Genomic DNA, 16,224 nt, shown 5'->3' on the forward strand with positions numbered 1-16,224 from the left:
CACCGAATGCTGATCTCTGGATTTGATTCTGTCCTCTCCGACCTTGACGGTGTCGTCTACGCTGGCCCTGATGCCATCGACGATGCGGTCCAGTCGCTGAACACCCTCGCGGAAGTGAACGTCACTTTGGCGTTCATTACCAACAATGCGGGGCGTTCACCGATGTCTGTCGCAGCGCACCTGCGGCAGCTAGGAGTTAAGACGAGCGCCGAGCAGATATTCGGTTCCGCTGATGCCGGAGCCGAAATGCTCGCCCGCGAATTAAATCCAGGATCCAAGGTTTTGGTGGTGGGTTCCCCCTACCTGCGTGAATGCATTGCCGTTCGCGGACTGGAAGTGGTCGAATCGCACGCTGATCAACCCGTTGCGGTGATTCAGGGATTCGATCCGGATTTGTCGTGGAAAAATTTGGCTGAGGCCTCCTACGCCATTAACAACGGTGCGATGTGGGTAGCCACCAACACCGACCTGACCATTCCCCGCGCTGAAGGTATCGCGCCGGGCAACGGTTCGCTGGTCAACGCGGTTAAGCTAGCCACAGGTAGCGAGCCGAAGGTGGCTGGTAAGCCTGAATCCTACCTCTTTGCTAGGGCTGCGGACCGTTTGGATTCAAAGCGCCCGTTGGTTGTCGGTGACCGATTGGATACCGATATTCTCGGTGGTTTCCGTGCTGGATTCTCCACCGCGTTGGTCTTGACCGGCGTTGATTCCCCGCGCACCGCGCTTGGTGCCCCCGTGGATCAGCGTCCAAACTACCTTATTAATACGCTGGCCGATCTGTACCGCCCGTACCCAACCATCAAGGTTCTTGGCTACGGAGTACAGGTAGGCGACGCGGTGGCCAAGATTGATGCTGGGGCCATCGAAGTTGCCGGCAGCGAATCAGATCTGAACGCATGGCGCGCAGCCTGCCACGCTTGGTGGTTGGCCCACCCACGCCAAGCTGGTCACGAAGAACCAGAAATTCGCTTCACCGAGCGTGGGCTCGATACCCTGCGCCGGGTTCGGAGCTAAAGGTGCTGCCACACAATTCGCAGCCGGCCCCCGGCCCGCATGGCGTTAACGATTCACAGGTCGAGCAGGTACTTTCCTCCTTGGCAGATCATGACATTACCGAGCACGCTGGGATCTACGAGCACCTGCTCAATGGTTTACAGCAGGAGCTCAATCGAACGGAGCAGGGCCGATGAATCGGGTAGACCAAGAACTTCTCACCCGCGGACTAGCACGTTCGCGCACCGAAGCTGGCAAACTATTGGCAGAAGGCCGTGTACTACTGGCCGGTGAGCCGGTGACCAAGGCTTCCAAAAAGGTGTCGGACACCGACGAACTAACGTTGGTACCTACCGACGGTGAAGAGTACGTCTCGCGCGCAGGGTATAAACTCGCCGGCGCACTAGATGTATTTACGACTATTAATCCCGAGGGGTTGCGCTGCCTAGATGCTGGCGCCTCGACCGGTGGATTCACCGACGTACTGTTGCGCCGCGGGGCAAAGCATGTGGTCGCAGCGGATGTAGGCCATGATCAGTTGGTCACCGAGATCCGCGAAGACCCACGCGTCTCGGTGCACGAAGGTCTGAATGCAAGGTACCTGACTCCCGAAGATATCGGGGGAGTTGTCGACCTCGTAGTAGCCGACTTGTCGTTTATATCCTTGCGACTGGTCGTTGATGCCTTGGCCGGGGCGACCAAGCCTGGCGGCTCGTTGGTCCTTATGGTTAAACCGCAATTCGAAGTAGGTCGTGAGCTGCAAAACCGCACGGGTGTGATCAGCGATCCGCAGCTACGCCAGTCAGCGGTTGAAGCGGTGATCGCCAGCGCGAAGACAGCAGGGCTGAACTTGCGCGGTTTGGCGCGCAGTCCGCTTCCTGGTCGAGACGGCAACATTGAGTTCTTCCTTTGGCTTGTAGCCGAAGAAGACGTACAGGCACCCGATGTTCCGCCGATCTGGCACAACGTTGACTATTCTTAGAAGTGAAGTGCATTAGCCGGGGTCGAACGCCACGGTCATTTTGCGTCTCACGATCCTGAGAGGGGCCGCCCGCCTTGCGTCGAATCCTAGTCTTCACTCATACCGGACGCCAAGAAGCGGTTGCCGCAGCCATTGAAACTTGCTCGCTACTTGCCTCCGCCGGCGCGATGAGCGTTATGCGCCGCAAAGACTACGAAGCGATGATCGACGCAGTCGGGTCCATCATAGAACCCATCGAGATCCTTGGTGAAGATTGCCAGATCGAAGATGTTGATCTTGGGGTGGTTTTGGGCGGAGACGGATCGGTACTGCGTGCAGCTGAGTTGGTTCGCCAAGCACCACTGCCGTTGGTGGGCGTAAACCTCGGGCACGTGGGTTTCCTTGCGGAGGCCGAGCGCACCGAACTGGCCGCGACGGTTGATGCCCTAGTCAATCAGGCCTACACGGTCGAAGAACGCATGACCATCGACGTGAAAGTCTGGCTCGACAACGTCTGCCTGGCACAAACCTGGGCGCTGAACGAAGCGGCAGTGGAGAAAGCCAATCGGGAACGCATGGTCGAAGTCGTGATCGAGGTTGACGGCCGACCCATTTCAACCTTTGGTTGCGACGGCGTCGTCATGGCAACCCCTACTGGCTCCACCGCCTATTCATTCTCCGCCGGCGGCCCAGTGGTCTGGCCAGATGTAGCAGCGCTGATCATGGTGCCAATTTCTGCCCACGCGCTGTTTGCCAAGCCACTGGTGGTTTCCCCAGATTCGGTGATGGCAGTGGAAATGCTGACCCGCACAGACGCCGGTGCGGTGCTCTGGTGCGACGGACGACGCACGATCGAACTTCCGCCCGGAGCTCGAGTAGAAGTAACCCGTAGCGATTGCCCGGTCTACCTGGCTCGACTGAACACCACTCCCTTCTCCGAGCGACTAGTTAACAAGTTTGAGCTGCCGATCGCCGGTTGGCGAGGTCCAGCTGATGAGCAATCGCGCCGACCTGCGACCTCGTCGCTGCCGGTGATTGGCTCTGGGGTGCAGAGTATTGAACCGCACTATCGTGATGAGCCCGGAATTCCGATGGTGGCTCGGCCTGAAACGAACGGCGACTAACCGCGCAAAGGCAAAAAACTTTTCCACACTCTCGAACATAGTTGCGAAAATCGTGATTAGAACACATATACTAAGTTCGCACGGTACGACTTGAACGCGACCTTCGGGAGTAGGCAATGATTCAGGAAATCCAGATCTCCAACCTTGGTGTGATCACCGAGGCGACCCTGCCACTGGGGCCGGGGCTGACTGTTGTCACCGGTGAAACCGGTGCCGGCAAGACCATGGTGATTACTGCCCTGTCCTTACTGCTAGGGCGTCGTGCAGATGCCGGAGCTGTGCGCAACGGTGCAAAGCACGCTCTGGCCGAAGCTGTCGTTCACCTTCCGCCGGATCATCACGTTCTTGACGCCGCCGGCCAAGCAGGTGCATTCATCGAGCCCGCCGGTGAGCAAAGTGAGCTGTTGATTTCGCGCTCGCTTTCCGCGCAGGGACGCTCGCGTGCCACCATTGGCGGACGTAGCGCGCCGGTTGGGTTACTCGCGGAGTTGGGGCATGACCTCGTAGCGGTGCACGGCCAATCTGACCAGATTCGCCTCAAAGAGCCGGTTGCACAACGCGATGCACTGGATCGTTTTGCCGGCCAATCCCTAGCTCGGACCTTGAGCAACTATCAACGTTCCTACCGCCAATGGCGCGCGGTCACCAAAGAACTAGCAAATCTGAAAACCGAATCCCGCAATCGAGTGCGCGAAGCGGAAAACCTCAGACTGGCCTTGGTGGAGATTGACGAGTTGGACCCGCAGCCGGGCGAAGATGAAACCTTGCGCGAGCAGTCGATGAAATTGGGCAACGTTGAGTCCTTGCGTTCGGCCAGCCAGCAAGCGCAGACCGTTATTGACTCCGAGGACTTTGAAAACCCTGGGGTGACCACGCTGGCTGAGACGGCTAGGGGAGTGCTCGCCCAGGCCAGCGACGATGATCCAGTGTTAGCTTCCTTTGTTGAACGGGCGGCGGAACTTGGCATCCTCGCTTCCGAATTATCCAGTGACCTCGCTGCCTACGTAGCCGACCTGGATGAGGAAGGACCGGAGCGTCTTGCACAGATCGAGGCGCGACGTGCGGATCTGAACAAGCTCATGCGTAAATACGCGCCGAGCATCGATGAGGTCATCAGCTGGGCTGCCGAGGCTCGCACTCGACTGGAACAGCTCGGGGGCGATGACTCACGCATCGAAGAGCTGGAAAGTGAAGTGGTGGAGCTAGAGCATCGTGTCGCTTCTTTGGCCTCCGAGCTTTCCGAGTCCCGCCGAAAAGCCGCCAAGAAGCTTTCGAGCCAGGTCTCCGCGGAACTCAAAGCGTTGGCCATGCCTGATGCAAAGCTCGTCATCGAAGTTACTGAATTGGATGAGCCGGGGGCGTTCGGACAGGACGGAATCTCGATGCTCCTGGCCCCACACGCTGGTGCGTCTGCTCGACCATTGGGCAAGGGTGCCAGTGGCGGTGAGCTCTCACGCGTCATGCTGGCCATTGAGGTCGTGCTTGCTGCCGTAGACCCAGTGCCCACATTCGTCTTTGATGAAGTCGACCAAGGCGTAGGCGGCAAGGCTGCTGTGGCCATTGGTGAGCGACTGGCGATGCTCGCAAGGCACGTGCAGGTTATCGTCGTGACGCACCTGCCGCAGGTTGCTGCTTATGCGGATCGGCATATTCGCGTTATCAAGAACTCCGATACCAAGGCGAAGGCCGGTTCCGGGTACACCGCCAGCGACGTTATCAGTCTTGATCAGGACGCGCGTGTTAAAGAATTGGCGCGCATGTTGGCAGGGCAAGAAGAATCAGACACGGCGCAGGCCCACGCAGAAGAATTGCTGTCGGAAGCGCAGCTTCTAGTGTCATCGCTCACCACTGCTAAGTAAATATTTGGCTAAAAGTCTTGGTGAAGCCCTGTTTTACGGCGTTGCTATGGCATCGCGTGATGGTGCACTAGAGTTTTAGAAGGATGCGAAATATTGGAATGGTGATAGGATGAAATCCCGTGATGCAGCGTAATTCAACTCGTGATTCTCGGTCGTCTGAAACGACAAAGCATATCTTCGTCACCGGCGGTGTGGCCTCTTCCCTTGGTAAGGGATTGACGGCATCCAGCCTTGGTCACCTACTTCGGGCTCGTGGTCTCTCAGTGACCATGCAGAAGCTCGACCCGTACCTGAACGTCGATCCAGGTACCATGAACCCATTCCAGCACGGTGAAGTCTTCGTTACTGACGATGGCGCTGAAACCGATCTGGATATCGGACACTACGAACGCTTCTTGGATGAAAACCTTCCAGGAACTGCTAACGTAACTACCGGTCAGGTTTACTCCACCGTTCTCGAACGTGAACGCCGTGGTGAATACTTGGGCGATACCGTCCAGGTCATCCCTCACATTACCGATGAAATCAAGCGCCGTATGCGCTTGGCAGCTACTGACCCGATCGAGGGTAAGTCGGCTCCTGACGTAATCATCACTGAAATTGGTGGCACCGTTGGTGACATCGAATCTCAGCCATTCCTTGAAGCCGCGCGTCAGGTCCGCCAGGACATTGGCCGCAAGAACGCGTTCTTCGTTCACGTCTCATTGGTGCCGTTCATCGGTCCTAGCCACGAACTGAAGACTAAGCCAACCCAGCACTCAGTTGCTGCTTTGCGTTCAATTGGTATTCAGCCAGACTCCTTGGTGATCCGTTCGGATCGTCCAATTCCTGCTGAGATGCGTGCGAAGTTGGGACGTACCTGCGACGTTGATACCGAGGCGGTCATCAACTGTGCAGATGCGCCAAGCATCTACGACATCCCTAAGGTCATTCACGCACAGGGCTTGGACGCTTACATCGTTCAGACTCTGGAAATGAAGTTCCGCGATGTTGACTGGACCTCGTGGGATCGTCTGCTTGACGTCGTACACAACCCAAGCACCGAACTGACCGTAGCCTTGGTCGGCAAGTACATCGACCTTCCAGATGCTTACCTTTCGGTAACGGAAGCTTTGCGTGCCGGCGGATTCGCTAATAATGCCAAGGTCAACATCCGTTGGGTACCTGCAGATGATTGCGCCACCGAGGCCGGTGCTGCCAAGGCACTAGCCGGGGTAGAAGCAATTTGCGTTCCTGGTGGCTTCGGCATCCGCGGACTTGAAGGCAAGCTTGGCGCCCTGCGCTTTGCTCGTGAAAATAAGCTGCCAACCTTGGGCCTATGCCTTGGTCTGCAGTCGATGGTTATCGAGTATGCGCGTAACGTCGCAGGACTTGAAGGCGCCTCGTCCACCGAGTTTGATCCAGAAACCAGCACCCCAGTTATTGCAACTATGGAAGAACAGCTGGCAATTGTTGATGGCAAGGGCGACCTTGGCGGCACCATGCGACTGGGTCTCTATGAGGCAAAGTTGGCTGAAGGTTCCGTACTGGCCGAAACCTATGGCAAGACCGATGTCGCCGAGCGCCATCGTCACCGTTACGAAGTTAACAACGCTTACCGCGCGCAGCTTGAAGAAGCAGGTCTGGTCTTCTCCGGAACCTCACCGGATGGCAGCTTGGTCGAGTTTGTTGAACTGCCAAAGGACGTACACCCTTACTACGTCTCCACGCAGGCTCACCCAGAGCTTTCCAGCCGTCCAACCCGACCACACCCAATGTTTGCGGGTCTGGTGGAGGCTGCTCTGTCGCAGCGTAGCTAGTAGTTCTCTTGCGGGGTGAAAACTCTGCAGACAAATGCGCGCCGGTCACTCTTGACCGGTGCGTTGCTGTTTAAGCTGGAGAATGCAGTCCAGCAATTACCGACCGAAGGACGAACCCGGTGCAGACGCCTCCGATTTCTGATGAATTTTCTCCGCGCGAACTATTGGCCCGAGAAACCCTATATCAAGGGCGAATCTGGAACGTGATTCACGATTCGGTAAAGCTGTCTGAAACCGGCGGAACCATCGAACGCGACTACATCGATCACCCAGGAGCGGTGAGCGTACTGGTGATGGACGAAGAAGAACGAGTGCTGATGATCAATCAGTACCGTCACCCAGTCGGAATGCGTTTATGGGAGATCCCGGCAGGTCTATTGGACGTCGAAGGGGAACTCCCACTAGATGGCGCCAAACGTGAGCTCTGGGAAGAAGCCGATCGAACGGCAGAGCAATGGTCCATTCTGACCGACGTGTTCCTCAGCCCTGGATCCTCAGCCGAAGCAGTACGCGTGTATTTGGCTCGTGAGCCAAAGCTCGCCCCCGAAGATCATCGTCACCTACGAACTGAAGAAGAAGCCGAGATGATCAGCGCCTGGGTGCCACTGCAGGATGCTGTGGCAGCAGTATTGTCGGGCAAGATCCACAATCCGACGGCGATGATCGCAATTTTGGCGGCGCAAGCGGCCCGCGCAGACAACTATGCGAACTTGCGAGACGCTAGCGAACCATTCGATGTGCATCCATACCTGCGCCAGGGATGAGCGGAAAGTTTGAGCGTGCTGTAAAGCGTTACCTGCAGCACTTAGCAATCGAGCGAGGTCTGGCCGAAAACACGCTCGACTCTTATCGCCGGGACCTTAACCGCTATACGGCCGCACTGTGCTCCTATGGGGTCCTCGATCCGCAGGACATCACCGAAGCTACGATTAGCGGTTATCTACAGGAGCTGTCCCGAGGCGATGAAGAGCATCAGGCTTTGGGTGCGCGATCGGTGGCCAGACATGCAGTGGCGATCCGGCAGGTTCATAAGTACTGGGAGCTAGAAGGGATTTGCGCGCCCAATCCAGCACGCGAAATTCAACCGCCCACCATCGGTGCGTCGCTACCGAAGGCAATTTCCATCTCTCAAGTCACCAAATTGCTTGACTCGATCAATACCGAAACTCCAGCCGGACTTCGCGATCGGGCGATTCTTGAATTCCTATACGCCACCGGAGCACGAATTTCTGAAGTTGTTGATCTGGATGTTGACGATCTGCACTTCGCCGATGATGCGGTCGTGAGGCTTTTTGGTAAGGGCTCAAAGGAGCGGATCGTGCCAGTAGGCGGATATGCCCAGCGAGCCGTCAGTGATTACCTGGTGCGTTCGCGCCCGGGGCTGGCAGCCAAGGGCAAAGGAACTCCGGCGCTGTTTTTGAACCAGCGCGGCGGCAGACTCTCCCGCCAATCAGTGTGGCTCTTACTTAGCAAAGCAGCGCAGCGGGCCGGCATCACCGGTGACGTATCTCCGCATACGATGCGCCATTCCTTTGCTACGCACCTCTTAGAAGGTGGAGCTGACGTAAGGGTGGTCCAAGAGCTTCTTGGTCACGCTTCGGTGACAACAACGCAGATCTATACCAAGGTGAGCGTTGATTCCTTGCGTGAGGCCTACCAACTGGCTCACCCGAGGGTGAACTAAAAATGCCGAATAGTCTGGCGTCCAATTCTGCTCGGCAAATAGCGCTGGTTGCCCTGACCGATGAGCGCGAGAGCCGAGTTCACGTTCTGTTGGGACGCAAGCTGCGCGGGTTTGGCCAAGGAAAGATCGTGCTTCCCGGCGGAAAAGTTGAGGTAGGCGAGAGCTGTGTGGATGCCGCGATTCGTGAGTTTCGCGAAGAAACTGGACTTGAGGTTGTGTCCGACGATTTAGAGTTGTCAGCTCAGATCAACTTCAGATTCAGCGCCCTTGAATCTGCGAATATGCACTGCACTACATTCGTCACCCGCCGTGCGTCGGGAGAAGCATTAGTTAGCGATGAACTTCAGCCACTCTGGGTGGATCCACAACGCCTTCCCATTGAACACATGTGGCAGGACTCGCCTTTGTGGTTACCAAAGTTGGTCGCCGGGGAGAAGTTTACTGCGACGATTGTGCTGGCTGCGGATAATGCATCGGTACAAAGTATCCACATTGAGCCTTGGACTTAGCCTGCCACGTGGGACCGTGTCTTAGCGGCTAATCCTCGTCAGGTTCGAAGACCAGCAGATCGCCAGGCTGGCACGCTAGTTCTCGGCAGAGCGCTTCAAGGGTGGTGAATCGCACTGCTTTGGCTCGACCGTTTTTGAGCACTGCAAGATTGGCTGGGGTAATGCCGATTTTCTCCGATAGCTCACCCACGGCCATCTTCCGCTTGGCCAACATGACGTCGATATCTACTCGAATCCCCATTAGATGACCTCGCCGAGTTCCGTGCGTAGCTGCGCGGCCTGTTCTAGAAGGTGGCGTAGGACCAGGGCGATGAAGCTGATGCCGATCATAAGAACCCCAGCGCCACCGATCAGAAGCACGATGCCTGGTGCGATTTCTGAACTGCTGGCGAAAATTGCCGCCACGGTGAATGTGGCCAGCGCACCAATAACAAATGCGAAGATGATCGGTGAAACGTAGCGTAGCGAGGCCGGATCAAACACGGTTCCGCGTCTCACCCGAGTGGCGAGCTTCCACACACAGTAGACGCAGGCTTCGATGATGAGCCCGGCAATGAACAAGTAGGCCAGAAATGATCCGCTGACTAGGCGTTCGGCTCCGGTTCCGGGGGAGTCGTTGAAGATGATCATAGGGATCATGCCAAATTGCACAAAGAGCGCGCCGGCGGTAGCGACGGCCAGAATGATCTTAAGGCCGAGAATGCTGAGTTTGCCCATGCCGAACGAACCTATCGTTAGTCGAAATTATTCTATCGTTAAACGATAGGTACGATCGGGGTTGAGCGCAAGTTCGCATGGCGCAAAAAAGCCATCGAGTCAACGCTGTGAAGCGTGGACCCGATGGCCTCGAGCTGATTTGAGCGTACTAGAGCGCGCGCTGATCCTCACCGTTGTAAGCGGAGAGTGGGCGAATCAGCGCGTTGGCTGCACGCTGCTCGAAGATATGGCTCGTCCATCCGGTGATGCGCGCCGCGATAAAAATCGGGGTGAACATTTCGGTGTCGAATCCCATCAGGTGATAGGTGGGGCCGGCGGGGTAGTCGAGGTTTGGCTTGATGGCCTTTGCCTCGTCCATGGCCGCTTCAAGACCGTCATACAGTCCGAGCATTTCTTGCCGGCCATAGTGCTCGATCATGCGATCGAGCGCGGCCTTCATGGTCGGTACGCGCGAGTCACCGTGCTTATAAACCCGGTGACCAAAGCCCATGACCTTCTTCTTGTTGGCCAGTGCGTCTTCCATCCAGGTCTTGGCACGCTTGGCGGCGTCCTCGCGAGATTCTTCCTTGTTGATGCCAATCTCATTAAAGGTGTGCATCACCGCTTCGTTCGCTCCACCGTGCAGCGGGCCCTTGAGTGCGCCAATGGCACCGGTGACCGCCGAATGCAGATCCGAAAGGGTTGAAGTAATCACGCGGGCGGTGAAGGTCGAGGCGTTAAAGGAGTGCTCCGCGTAGAGCACCATGGAGACACGGAACGCGTCGATCACCTCGGGTGCGGCTTCCTCGCCGAATGTCATCCACAAGAAGTTTGCTGAGTAGTCCAGATCTTCGCGCGGAGCAACTGCTTCTTGTCCACGACGTCGGCGCTGATCGTAGGCAACAACCGCCGGGAATGCCGCGAAAAGCTCTTTGGCTTTGAGCAGTTCGGCTTCGGGTGAGGAGTCTTGCGCCTGCGGGTGATTGGCACCGATGACGGATACCGCGGTACGGCCGACGTCCATCGGGTGGCAATCGGTAGGCAGCAAATCGATAGCGGCCTTCACCCGTGGATCCAGGGCGCGGTTGGCGCGTTCAAAGGCGCTGAATTCAGTCAGCTCGCTTTGGGAAGGCAATTCACCGCTCCACAACAGCAGGGCAACCTCTTCGAAGGACTTGCTGGCCGCCAGATCTTGCACTGGATAACCGCGATACAGTAGCGAATTTGTTTCCGGGTTGACCTTGGAGACGGCGGTGTAGTCAACGACGACGCCTGCTAGGCCCTTTTTGATGTCCTCGGTGGTAGTCATTCTTGCTCCTCTTCATTGGCGGAGTACTAATGCGTTGGGTGCGCCGACCGGATGTGCCGGTCGGCGCAGGTCCTGATTTGGTGCGAACCTAGAGGTTCGCGCTATTGGAATCAATGTCCAGGGTCGGAACCTGGAAGTTGAAAATACCGGTGTCGAAGCGGTTGTAAGCTTCGTAGTCCACGAGCTCGTAGAGACGTGACCTAGTTAACATGTTATCCACTTCGCGCTGCTGAGTTCCATCTTCACTGATGGCATCAAGCACACGTTCGGCCGCTCCCATGGCACTGCGCAACAGGGTGACCGGGTAGATGATCAGCGCGACGCCGGCATCGGCCAGTTCCTGACGGTTGAACAGTTCGGATTTGCCGAACTCGGTCATATTCGCCAGCACCGGCACGTCAACGGCCTTGCATACGGCCTCAAATTCGGCGACGGATTTCATCGCCTCGGGGAAGATCGCATCCGCTCCGGCATCGACCATGGCTTTGGCGCGTTCAATCGCTGCGTCAAGACCGTCCACCGCCCGAATATCGGTGCGGGCCATGATCAGGAAGTTTGAATCGATCCGGGCATCGGCGGCGGCGGCAATACGCTTGAGCATGGTTTCGGTATCAACCACATTTTTGCCGTCCAGGTGGCCACAACGCTTGGGGTTGAACTGATCCTCAATGTGGCACCCGGCCAGACCCGCGTATTCAAGTTCCTGAATGGTGCGTGCCACGTTCATTGGTTCGCCAAATCCGGTGTCGGCATCCACGATGGAAGGCAGATCGGACATGCGGGCGATCTGCCCGGCGCGGGTGGCAACCTCGGTGAGGCTGGTCAACCCAATATCGGGCAGGCCCAGATCGTTAGCTAATACGGCACCCGAGATGTAGATGCCGTCGAATTGCTTTTCGCTGATGAGCTTGGCCGAGAGCGGGTTGAACGCTCCGGGGAACTGGCGGGCAGCACCCGGGGTGAGCATTTCGCGCAGTGCCTGACGCTTGACGGCAGGGGTTTTTGTGGAGTACAACATTTTAGAACAGACCCTTCGGTGCCGCAGCGGTGTTGATGACTCCATCAGCGGCTTGGATGTTCAGCTGGTCTAGCTCGCCGGCGCCAAGGTTTTCCAGGTTTTCTGCGGCCGCGATGAAGCGGTCGATCTCTGCCTCGTCAACCAGGCCGGTGGCCAGGGTGCGGAACTTGTTGATGTACTGATCACGAGCGAAGGGACGAGCGCCCAGTGGGTGTGCGTCGGCCACGGCGATTTCATCGGTGATCACGGTGCCATCGTTCAAGGTGATTTCCACCGAGCCGCCGAAGGCCTTTTCTGCGATGTCCAGCGAGTGGTAGCGGCGGGTCCACTCGAGATCTTCTTCGGTGGTGACCTTGTGCCACAGCTCAACGGTGTCGGCACGGCCGGCACGCTCTGGCGAGTAGGAATCCACGTGGTGCCACGCGCCGTCCTGCAGGGCCACGGTGAAGATGTACGGGATGGAGTGATCCAGGGTCTCGCGGCTGGCGGTCGGGTCGTACTTCTGTGGATCGTTGGCGCCGGAGCCGATGACATAGTGGGTGTGGTGGCTGGTCTTGATCAGTACCGAGGCCACGTTTTTAGGATCGGCTGCTTCTGGATGTTCGCCGTGCAACTTACGAGCCAAGTCGATCCAAGCCTGCGCCTGGTACTCGGCGGAGTGTTCCTTGGTGTAGGTATCCAAAATGGCCCGCTTCGCTTCGCCGGCTTCTGGAAGTGGCACTTCATAGGCGGCGTCCGCCCCGTCAAGCATCCAAGCGATGACGCCGTCTTCACCCTCGTAGATTGGCACTGGGGAAGTCTGTCCACGCATGGCGCGGTCCGCAGCTTCCACGGCCATCTTGCCGGCGAAGGCCGGGGCGTGCGCCTTCCAGGTGGAGATTTCGCCCTTGCGTGACTGGCGGGTAGCGGTGGTGGTGTGCAAGCCCTGGCCCACAGCCTGGAAGATCGTCTCCAAATCCAAGCCGAGCAGGGTACCGATGCCGGCGGCTGCCGATGGGCCCAGGTGAGCCACGTGGTCGATCTTGTGCTTGTGCAGGCAGATGGCCTTGACCAGATCAACCTGAATTTCATAACCGGTGGCGATGCCGCGGATCAGGTCCTTACCCGATGCGCCGGTGTGCTGAGCGACGGCGAGGATCGGCGGGATGTTATCGCCCGGGTGGGAGTACTCGGCGGCCAAGAAAGTGTCGTGATAGTCCAGTTCACGCACGGCGACACCGTTGGCCCAAGCGGCCCACTCGGGGGAGACCTTTTCGGAAATGCCGAAGACCGAGGCACCGGATCCACCGGTGGATGGGGCGTGGGTTAGTGCCTGGGCGCGGGCAGCGATGATCGGCCCGCGGTTTAGCGAAGCAATGGCCACCGAGGCGTTGTCGATGATGCGGTTGATGATCATATCGGTCACTTCGGCAGTGACTTCAACCGGGTCGGTGGCAACCGCGGCAATTTTGTGGGCCAGCTGGTCTTCGCGGGCCAGCTTTTCCTCGGAGCGGTAAACGCGTACTGGGTGCTTGATCATAGTGTCAGTGCCTTTCTGATCCGACCGCGTGGGCCATGATGTGGGTGAAGGATTGGTGCAGGTGAACTGTGGTGGCTGCCGCGGCGACTTCTGGATTTCCGCTGGCGATCGCCCGTGCGATGGCGGCGTGTTCACCGGCGGAGGCTTTAAGGCGATCCGGATTGTCCTTGGCTAAACGCCGTACCCGTTGCAGGTGAACCCGCAGGGTTCGCAGTGCATTGGATAGGTAGGTGTTGTCCGCTGCCTCGTCGATACTCTCGTCGAGCAACTGAACCAATTCGTAGTAAGCCTCGCGAGACCCCGGGATCGATACTTCATCGGCGGCTTGCTCAAAGCGCTGCGCCAATTGGGTGAAACCTTGGTTCTTCGGCGAGGTGGCAGCCGCTTTGGCGCTGGCGCATTCCAAAGCGACGCGTAGTACAAACAAGTCTTCTACGTGGTCTTCGCTGACCTCGGAGACGACGGTGCCGCGTCCTTTCTGTTGCACGGCTAGCCCGTCAGCAACCAGTCGGCCCAATGCTTCGCGAACCGGGGTTCGTGAAACTCCCAGGCGTTCTGACTGCTCAACTTCGCCAAGTACGGTGCCCGGAGCCAAGCGCCATTGAACAATGTCCGCTCGGAGGCTCTCGTAAACCTTGTCGCTTGCTCTCATGGCTCAAGTGTATACACAGAAGCGTCGAAAATGGGAGATCTTCCGAAAATCTTGGCGAAACATTCGATATTTGTATACATAGACCTTGCAGTGGAGTGAGCTGGCTCATAGAGTTGTTAACGAGGGCGATCTCAGTCACCACGCAGATGTCGGGCAATGATGCCCGGTGTCAGGAGGAAAATCATGGCGCAGGAATACCGTCGGGCATTTGCCCAATCCACCACCGATCCATCGGCTTTCTGGCTTAAAGCCGCACAGGACATCCAGTGGGACTCATTCCCACACACCGCGATCGACGATTCGCGCAAACCGCTGTATTCCTGGTTCCCCGACGGGAAGCTGAACCTTTCGGTTAATGCGTTAGATCGCCATGTGGCTGCGGGGCGCGGAGAAAACACGGCGCTGATCTACGATTCCGCCATGCTCGAATCGGTGGAAACCTACAGCTACAACCAGTTACTGCACGAAGTTGAAACTTTCGCCGGTGTGCTGGCTGCCAATGGTGTGGGTCTGGGGGACCGTGTACTGATCTACCTGCCGATGATCCCGCAAGCGGTGATCTCGATGCTGGCCTGCGCACGCCTCGGGGCTGTGCACTCGGTGGTCTTTGGTGGTTTTGCACCCAAAGAACTAGCTGCCCGCATCACTGACTGCGCCCCGGTGGCGGTGGTGACAGCTTCGGGCGGTATTGAGCCGAGTCGGCATATTGAATATTTGCCGGCCGTGGCCGAAGCCTTGTTGATGGCGCAGCCCGCTGTCAAGAATGTGATCGTCGCTCATCGTGAGGGATTTGAGCACACCGTGGCCGAGTACCAAGACCAAACGATCAACGGCCAAGACATCAATTGGCTGGACTGGGACCAACAGTGTGCCCAAGCCACCGGCGCCGCACCGGTGAGTGTGCCCTCAACCCATCCGCTCTACGTGCTCTATACCTCGGGCACCACCGGAGCACCCAAAGGGGTCGTGCGGGATACCGGCGGCTACGGCACGGCGCTGCAGTATTCGTTGAACGCCATCTACGACGTGCACCCCGGGGATACGATGTTCACCGCCTCCGATGTGGGCTGGGTTGTGGGCCACTCCTACATTGTGTACGCACCATTGATCGCGGGAGCGACCTCGGTGCTCTACGAAGGCAAACCCGTGGGCACCCCGGATGCCGGGGTCTTCGGCCGGATTATTCAGGACCATCAGGTCACCACGATGTTTACCGCACCGACCGCACTGCGCGCGGTGCGCAAGGCAGATCCGCAAGGGACCCTGATCGCCAGCCATGACCTGAGCAGCCTGCGTTCGCTCTTTGTTGCCGGCGAGCGCCTGGATCCTGATACTTATCAATTTGCCGTCAACCTGTTCGGCATCCCGGTGGTGGATAACTGGTGGCAGACCGAAACGGGATGGCCGATTGCTTCGAACCCGCTGGGGCTTGAAGAATTACCAGCCAAAGCGGGATCACCGACTACGCCTGTTCCGGGTTTTGCGGTGGAAATTCGTGACGCGATGGGCCAGGCGGTGCCTGCCGGACAAGAGGGCAATATTGTGGTGCGCCTGCCGTTGCCACCGGGAGCACTGAGCACTTTGTGGGGCAATGATCAGCGGTTTATCGACACCTACCTGAGCCAGATTGATGGCTGTTACCTGACCGGTGACTCCGGATACCTCGATGAAGATGGCTACCTGTTTGTGATGGGGCGGACCGATGACGTGATCAACGTATCCGGTCACCGCTTGTCCACCGGCGCCATGGAACAAGTGCTGGCCAGTCATCCGGCGGTGGCCGAATGCGCCGTGATCGGCTTGGCCGATGCGCTCAAAGGCCAACGAGCCAGCGGATATGTGGTGCTCAAATCCGGGGTCGAGGTTGACGACGAGGTACTGAAGAAGGAAATTGTGGCGCTGGTGCGAAAGCATATTGGTGCCGTGGCGGACTTCCGCGAGGTCACCGTGGTGGCGGCGTTGCCAAAAACGCGTTCGGGCAAAATTCTGCGTAAGACCATGCGCCAGATCGCCGATGGCAAGGACTATACGGTGCCCTCCACCATTGAAGACCCCGCGGTACTCGATGAGCTAATGCCGTTGCTGCGTCCGGGGCACTAGG

The 16,224-nt window shown here is 57.9% G+C and carries 16 protein-coding genes; 10 read left to right on the forward strand and 6 right to left on the reverse strand.

Translation table 11 applies throughout. The features are described from left to right. Positions 1-6: 6 nt before the first annotated feature. The 9 genes from ACT3RW_RS05535 (at position 7) to ACT3RW_RS05575 (ending at position 8,929) form a co-directional block, all read left to right on the forward strand. Positions 7-1,014, forward strand: a complete 1,008-nt coding sequence (locus ACT3RW_RS05535) for an HAD-IIA family hydrolase (protein ID WP_444613093.1) — start codon at positions 7-9, stop codon at positions 1,012-1,014. A 2-nt stretch (positions 1,015-1,016) separates the two neighbouring features. Beyond that, positions 1,017-1,190, forward strand: a complete 174-nt coding sequence (locus ACT3RW_RS05540) for a hypothetical protein (RefSeq protein ID WP_165477242.1) — start codon at positions 1,017-1,019, stop codon at positions 1,188-1,190. Then, positions 1,187-1,975, forward strand: a complete 789-nt coding sequence (locus tag ACT3RW_RS05545) for a TlyA family RNA methyltransferase (RefSeq protein ID WP_444613094.1) — start codon at positions 1,187-1,189, stop codon at positions 1,973-1,975. The genes ACT3RW_RS05540 and ACT3RW_RS05545 overlap by 4 nt, the downstream gene beginning before the upstream one ends. A 74-nt stretch (positions 1,976-2,049) precedes the next feature. Continuing rightward, complete coding sequence (locus ACT3RW_RS05550) at positions 2,050-3,078, forward strand: NAD kinase (RefSeq protein ID WP_444613095.1); 1,029 nt, start codon at positions 2,050-2,052, stop codon at positions 3,076-3,078. A gap of 116 nt (positions 3,079-3,194) precedes the next feature. Then, on the forward strand, positions 3,195-4,937 hold the full coding sequence (recN, locus tag ACT3RW_RS05555) for a DNA repair protein RecN (RefSeq protein ID WP_444613096.1): 1,743 nt from the start codon (positions 3,195-3,197) through the stop codon (positions 4,935-4,937). Positions 4,938-5,059: 122 nt separating this feature from the next. After that, on the forward strand, positions 5,060-6,736 hold the full coding sequence (locus tag ACT3RW_RS05560) for a CTP synthase (protein ID WP_131089738.1): 1,677 nt from the start codon (positions 5,060-5,062) through the stop codon (positions 6,734-6,736). 119 nt (positions 6,737-6,855) lie between these two features. Further along, a complete protein-coding gene (locus ACT3RW_RS05565) occupies positions 6,856-7,500 on the forward strand; it encodes an NUDIX domain-containing protein (protein ID WP_444613097.1) in 645 nt (214 codons plus the stop codon). Further along, a complete protein-coding gene (gene xerD, locus ACT3RW_RS05570; protein WP_444613098.1) occupies positions 7,497-8,420 on the forward strand; it encodes a site-specific tyrosine recombinase XerD in 924 nt (307 codons plus the stop codon). The genes ACT3RW_RS05565 and xerD overlap by 4 nt, the downstream gene beginning before the upstream one ends. 2 nt (positions 8,421-8,422) lie before the next feature. Continuing rightward, positions 8,423-8,929: an 8-oxo-dGTP diphosphatase gene (locus tag ACT3RW_RS05575; protein ID WP_444613099.1), complete on the forward strand. Its 507-nt coding sequence runs from the start codon at positions 8,423-8,425 to the stop codon at positions 8,927-8,929. Positions 8,930-8,957: 28 nt separating this feature from the next. Here ACT3RW_RS05575 and ACT3RW_RS05580 read toward each other — a convergent pair whose 3' ends face one another. The 6 genes from ACT3RW_RS05580 to ACT3RW_RS05605 all read right to left on the reverse strand — a co-directional run bounded on the left by ACT3RW_RS05580 (position 8,958) and on the right by ACT3RW_RS05605 (position 14,123). After that, the gene (locus ACT3RW_RS05580; RefSeq protein ID WP_131087713.1) at positions 8,958-9,170 is read right to left on the reverse strand and encodes a helix-turn-helix domain-containing protein; all 213 of its coding nucleotides are present in this window, start codon (positions 9,168-9,170) and stop codon (positions 8,958-8,960) included. Continuing rightward, positions 9,170-9,646: a DUF2975 domain-containing protein gene (locus ACT3RW_RS05585; protein ID WP_444613100.1), complete on the reverse strand. Its 477-nt coding sequence runs from the start codon at positions 9,644-9,646 to the stop codon at positions 9,170-9,172. The genes ACT3RW_RS05580 and ACT3RW_RS05585 overlap by 1 nt, the downstream gene beginning before the upstream one ends. A 148-nt stretch (positions 9,647-9,794) precedes the next feature. Next, positions 9,795-10,934, reverse strand: a complete 1,140-nt coding sequence (locus ACT3RW_RS05590) for a bifunctional 2-methylcitrate synthase/citrate synthase (RefSeq protein WP_444613101.1) — start codon at positions 10,932-10,934, stop codon at positions 9,795-9,797. Between the two features lie 88 nt (positions 10,935-11,022). Beyond that, positions 11,023-11,952: a methylisocitrate lyase gene (gene prpB / locus ACT3RW_RS05595; protein WP_131087716.1), complete on the reverse strand. Its 930-nt coding sequence runs from the start codon at positions 11,950-11,952 to the stop codon at positions 11,023-11,025. Position 11,953: 1 nt separating this feature from the next. Continuing rightward, positions 11,954-13,471 carry an MmgE/PrpD family protein gene (locus ACT3RW_RS05600; RefSeq protein WP_444613102.1) on the reverse strand — a complete coding sequence of 506 codons (1,518 nt, stop codon included), beginning with the start codon at positions 13,469-13,471 and terminating at the stop codon, positions 11,954-11,956. 4 nt (positions 13,472-13,475) lie between these two features. Further along, on the reverse strand, positions 13,476-14,123 hold the full coding sequence (locus ACT3RW_RS05605; protein ID WP_444613103.1) for a GntR family transcriptional regulator: 648 nt from the start codon (positions 14,121-14,123) through the stop codon (positions 13,476-13,478). 183 nt (positions 14,124-14,306) lie between these two features. Between ACT3RW_RS05605 and ACT3RW_RS05610 the strand changes: the two genes are divergently transcribed. After that, a complete protein-coding gene (locus ACT3RW_RS05610; RefSeq protein WP_444613104.1) occupies positions 14,307-16,223 on the forward strand; it encodes an AMP-binding protein in 1,917 nt (638 codons plus the stop codon). The last annotated feature ends 1 nt before the right edge of the window (position 16,224 follow it).

Origin of the sequence: Glutamicibacter sp. AOP5-A2-18, from assembly GCF_052446055.1 — a bacterium.
In the GTDB taxonomy this organism is placed as follows: Bacteria; Actinomycetota; Actinomycetes; order Actinomycetales; family Micrococcaceae; genus Glutamicibacter.